Origin of the sequence: Henriciella sp. (assembly GCF_049649345.1) — a bacterium.
Taxonomy (GTDB): Bacteria; Pseudomonadota; Alphaproteobacteria; order Caulobacterales; family Hyphomonadaceae; genus Henriciella.
Genome location: NZ_JBARZC010000228.1, coordinates 1 through 4,655, shown reverse-complemented (window position 1 = coordinate 4,655; position 4,655 = coordinate 1). Strand labels below are relative to the sequence as shown.

Genomic DNA, 4,655 nt, shown 5'->3' with positions numbered 1-4,655 from the left:
GTGCTCGCCGCCCGGATCGGCGCCGAGTGCTTCGACTGGGTCGGGACCTCGCTCGGCGGCATGATGGGGATCGCCTTCGCCGGGGTTCCGAACTCGCCCGTCCGCCGCCTCGTAGTCAACGACATCGCGCCGGAGGTGCCGCTGTCGGCGCTCTGGCGGGTCGCGAAATACATGCATGAGGATCGCCGCTTCGCCGATCTCGCGGAGGTCGAGGCGCATCTGCGCGCCACCCTCGCCCCGTTCGGCCCGATGACCGATGCCGAGTGGCGCCGCATGGCCCGCACCAGCGCCACCGAGACCGACTCCGGGTACCGCCTCGCCTTCGACCCCGGGATCTCCCGCAACGCGCGGCGGACCTCGTTGCTGATCCATTTCAATCTATGGGCTTACTGGAACCGCATCACCTGCCCGGTGCTCATCCTGCACGGGGCCGAATCCGACTTCCTGACGCCGGCGCTTCTCGAGCGCATGTGCCGCCGCCTGCCGCATGCCGAGGTCGTCGAGTTCGAGGGGATCGGTCACGCGCCCTCTCTCAATACGGCGGCCCAGATCGACATCGTGCAGAACTGGCTCGACCGATAGGGCGATTGTCGGGCGGAGTGTCGGGACCACTACGGCACGGCTCCGTGAGGGCTCAGGTTCGCCGCACCGAATTGCCGTCGGCCAATATGCCGCTAATCAGCTCGGCCACGGCGGCGTGCAGTGCATCCCCGTCACCCGGCGAGTTCTCGTGACTCGCCGCCGCATCCTGGAGAATCTCGACGATCTCGTTTTCGGACAGGATGTGATGGTCGTTCAGCGCGAGCAGATGCGACTCGCAGGTATCCAGGGCGGCGGTTCCGGAAATGTCATTTGGCAGAGTCATGATAGGCTCTGCTTCGTCGGTGGGCACAGGAAACGGGCACGAAGCGCTGGGAACCGCCGTTCTGTGGGCGGCCTCGCTCGACGAGGCTATGGTGGTGGAGCATCTGGTCAATCTCGGCCGGCGCTCCGGTCTTGCGACCGGCTGCTCCCTTCATGGAGAGCAAATGTCGCGCAGAAACTGACGCACATCCGCTTTACAGGACTATCATCTCGGCGACAGCCGCCGACCGATATCAGGTCCGTCTTCCTAACCTGGATCAGCGTTCGGACTGCCTGAGTGATCTACAGTAAGAAGCCCTTCGAAGGCCGAGGACGCATCGCGGACGCGGCGACGCGCGGTGCTGGCAAGCTGAGCCGCAGGTCAGAACCCGAACGCCCTGCAAAGGAATCAAGCCATGAAACACCTAGAGAAAGCGTCCACGTCGTCCAGATCGCCGGAAGCGACCGACGTTTCCAAAAAAGAAGATCCCGAAGAAACCAGCTCAGGACGAGCCCCACACTGGGGTGGACCCGAAGCCTGCGCCACGGACGGATCCCGCAAGAAACTTTCCGTCCTGCAGACCCCCTCTGCATCAAAGCCAAAGCAAGGGAGCTGACCGAGGTGTCTGACTGCCGCTCCCGAAGTGCCGACACGCCCAATCAGCAAGTTGTAAAGTCAGCTTGGCTATTCTTCCGATCAAGAAAGAGCCTTGATGTGTTGGAGCGGTGAAGCGTCGGCAGCACTCGCGGTGATAGGTCTGGGGACAACAGCGTATGCAGCGTACAAGAAGGAACCTGCGCCGCTCTGGATGGCCCTCGGGTATTTCTCGTCGATGGAGGTTCTGCAGGCGTTCACCTACTCAGTGATTGACCAGTGTGCGCTGCCCTCAAATCAAATCGCCACCCTGCTGGGCTATCTGCACATCGTGTTCCAGCCGTTCTTCATCAATATGCTGTCGATGTATTTCATACCGAAGTCTGTGCGCGAGAAAATCCAGTGGCCGGTTTATGCAGTCTGTTTCGTTTCGGCAATCATCATGCTTCTGCAGCTTTACCCCTTCGAATGGGCAGGGTCATGTCCGCTGGGCATGGTACTGTGCGCTGAACGCCTGTGTTCAGTGTCCGGAGACTGGCATATCGCATGGGAAGTGCCGACAAATGGTATGCTGAACTTCATAACCGTCAATTCGTGGGCATCCTTCCTGACCGCGTATCCCAGTTATTTCGTCGTGGCATTTTTAATGCCTCTTCTCTATGGGTCTTGGCGGATTACGGTGTATCATTTCCTGGTCGGACCACAATTGGCCATGCTCCTGACCAACGACCCCAATGAAGTGGCCGCCATCTGGTGCCTGTTGTCGATAGGCATTCTGCTGCTTGTCGTCAAAACACCGATAAGACAGTTCATGTTCGTGAAATCCTGGTGGTTGTGGCGGAGGGTTACGGATGTTTCGAAACCCCGGCGAGGGATGCCGTGATCCCATATGCCCTGCCAAGTCAGCGATCACGCAACTCCAGCACGCCTTCTTCCCAAAAGCCGCTCGAGAGACTGTGTCCTGAAATGCTTGGTTCGCGTCGTGACAGATCAGATGGGCGGGAGCGGAGAACGCGATGTCGCTGTTTGAGCTTGGCGCAATCCTGTTGGTACTGACCGCCACTTTCGGCTGGATAAATCATCGACTGGCCTACTTGCCGCACACCGTCGGCCTGCTTGTCATGGGGCTCGGGGCCTCTTTGGTGATCATCGGGGCGGAGGCGGCCCTGCCGGGGCTGCTACACTATGAGGATCTGGCCGGACTCGTTCGTCAGGTCGATTTCCAGGAGACAGTGCTGGACGGCATGCTCGCTTTTCTTCTGTTCGCGGGCGCTTTGCATGTCGATGCCCCCAGCCTGCGCAGCCGCGCATGGACGATTGGAACGATGGCGACTGTCGGCGTCATACTGTCCACTGCGATCATCGGAACAGGCCTTTGGGCGGCGGCCAAGGGTCTGGGCATCGCGATGCCGCTGCCCTGGGCCTTTGTCTTCGGGGCGCTGATCAGTCCGACCGATCCCGTTGCCGTCCTGGCCACGCTGAAAGAAGTCAAGGTTCCGAGGGACCTCCAGACCTTGATGACGGGGGAGACCTTGTTCAACGACGGCGTCGGCGTGGTCCTGTTCGCCGTTCTGCTGGAGGCGGCGGTCGGAGGGAGCATCGAGCCGATGCATATCGGCCAGATGTTCTTTGTCGAAGCCTTGGGCGGCGCCGCCCTTGGTGGGGTCACCGGGTACGTCGCCTACCGCGCCATGCGTGCGATCGACGACTATACCATCGAGGTGTTGATCTCGCTGGCCCTTGTCGTCGGCACCTATGCGGTTGCCGCCAGACTGCATATGAGCGGCCCGTTGGCCGTGGTGATCTCAGGCTTGCTGATCGGAAGCCGTGGGCCCCGCGATGCATTCAGCGATCAGACCCAGCGCGACCTGTTCGGCTTCTGACGCTGATCGACGAGATGCTGAACTCGGTTCTGTTCCTGTTGATCGGATTGGAAGTCCTGGTCCTGCGCTTCGAGCCTGCCTTTGGCTGGTTGATGGCGGTGGCCGTGCCGCTGGCGCTTGTCGCCCGCCTCGCGGCCGTCAGCGGGCCGGTACTGCTGATGGGCCGGTTCCGCAGTTTCCTGCGCGGAACGATCCCCGTTCTGACCTGGGGCGGTTTGCGGGGCGGCATATCGGTGGCGCTGGCGCTGTCGATACCGGAGGTGGCGGAGAAATCCGCCATACTTGCGGCAACCTATGCCGTGGTCATCTTCACCCTGATCGTTCAGGGGTTGAGCCTGCGCGCCGTGATCCAACGGGTGCTCAAGTGATCGGGTTCGGATCGGCGTGCGCGACACCGATCTGCGGGGTCGCGCTACGGGCGCAGCGCGGACGCTCTCCGACGCGGGAGGCATGGCTTCGCTCGGCAATGGCCACGAACGTTGCAACGCGGGCTGCCGCTTTGCCAGTCGCAATTCGGGTTGTCGCCGAATGGACAAATTTTGCAGGCCCCGGACGATGCCCCGGACTGCTCGTGACTGGAAGGAGCAACACTTGGCAAGGTCATTTTCAATCACACGCGTCTCCGCGATCTGGGGACGCCTGAACTCGAGTTTCTGGTTCGTTCCCGCCATGATGTGCGCGGTGGCGGTCGGACTGTCGTTCCTGCTGATCGAGGTCGATACCCGGCTTGGTGTCGGCACAGTGAGCGATTTCGGCTTGCTATATACGTTCGGGCCGGAAGGCGCCCGGGCAATCCTGTCGGTCATCGCGAGTTCGATGATCACGGTGGCCAGCCTGATCTTCTCCATCACCATGCTGTCGCTGCAACTCGCCTCCTCGCAATTCGGGCCGCGGGTCCTGGAAAATTTCATGCGCGACCGCAGCAACCAGATCGTGCTCGGTGCCTTCGTGGCGACGTTCCTCTATTGTCTGGTCGTGCTGCGTGCGGTGCGGGGTACGTCGGATTCCAGCTTCGTTCCGCACCTGACCGTTGCATTTGCGGTGGTTCTCGCTGCTGTCGGTGTCGGGGTTCTTATCTATTTCATTCATCATATCGCCACTTCAATCCGCATCGAAACGCTGCTCGCGCAACTGGCCGCAGACGGGTGCGCCGCCGTCGACCGGCTCTTTCCGGAACGGTTCGGTCATGGTCCCCTGCATTGCGAGGGCGAGCCGATTGCGGATCGGCTCCCAAACGACTTTGATGGCAGCTCCGAACGGGTAAGTGCCGATGCAAGCGGATACGTGCAGAATATCGGTATGGACGCTCTCATGCAGATTGCCATAGACCATGG

Annotated in this window: 4 protein-coding genes and 2 pseudogenes; 5 read left to right on the top strand and 1 reads right to left on the bottom strand. The window is 61.2% G+C overall.

Translation table 11 applies throughout. The annotated features are described in order from the left end of the window. A partial coding sequence (locus WA989_RS05870) for an alpha/beta fold hydrolase (protein ID WP_424339573.1) occupies nt 1–582 on the top strand: 582 nt, incomplete at its 5' end. Nucleotides 583–634: 52 nt separating this feature from the next. Here WA989_RS05870 and WA989_RS05865 read toward each other — a convergent pair. Then, on the bottom strand, nt 635–865 hold the full coding sequence (locus WA989_RS05865; protein ID WP_424339572.1) for a hypothetical protein: 231 nt from the start codon (nt 863–865) through the stop codon (nt 635–637). Between the two features lie 46 nt (nt 866–911). Between WA989_RS05865 and WA989_RS05860 the strand changes: the two are divergent. The 4 genes and pseudogenes from WA989_RS05860 to WA989_RS05845 form a co-directional block, all read left to right on the top strand. Then, nucleotides 912–992 (top strand): annotated as a pseudogene (locus WA989_RS05860) (Crp/Fnr family transcriptional regulator); the annotation flags it as partial. Between the two features lie 564 nt (nt 993–1,556). Then, nucleotides 1,557–2,321, top strand: a complete 765-nt coding sequence (locus WA989_RS05855; RefSeq protein ID WP_424339571.1) for a DUF5765 domain-containing protein — start codon at nt 1,557–1,559, stop codon at nt 2,319–2,321. Between the two features lie 133 nt (nt 2,322–2,454). Then, a pseudogene (locus tag WA989_RS05850) lies at nt 2,455–3,689 on the top strand (cation:proton antiporter). 223 nt (nt 3,690–3,912) lie between these two features. Continuing rightward, nucleotides 3,913–4,655: DUF2254 domain-containing protein (locus tag WA989_RS05845; RefSeq protein ID WP_424339570.1), on the top strand; the 743-nt coding region annotated here is incomplete at its 3' end.